Origin of the sequence: Achromobacter sp. GbtcB20, from assembly GCF_019091095.1 — a bacterium.
Classification (GTDB): domain Bacteria; phylum Pseudomonadota; class Gammaproteobacteria; order Burkholderiales; family Burkholderiaceae_B; genus Achromobacter; species Achromobacter mucicolens.
Genome location: NZ_JAGXJZ010000773.1, coordinates 1 through 246, shown reverse-complemented (window position 1 = coordinate 246; position 246 = coordinate 1). Strand labels below are relative to the sequence as shown.

The window sequence follows — 246 nt, the reverse complement described above, 5'->3', positions numbered from 1 at the left end:
ACCAAGGAGAGCGCGGTGGCCTCGGCCCTGGGCGAGTACATCGGGCGCCAGAGCAACAACCACTTCTATGCCGGCTCCTACTGGGGCGAAGAGATCGACAACGCGGACTTCGTGCATTATCCGGACGAGCGCTGGTCCCAGCCCGGCCCCGACGACGCGCTGCCAGGCGAGATCCTCGACGAATACTGCCTCGCCGTGTACGACCCCGACGGCGAGCTGCGCGGCTCGCACCTGGTCGACACCAAC

Annotated in this window: 1 pseudogene; it reads left to right on the top strand. The window is 67.1% G+C overall.

Annotated elements, in window-relative coordinates:
• Positions 1-246: pseudogene (locus KVT32_RS31065) on the top strand (OsmC domain/YcaO domain-containing protein); the annotation flags it as partial.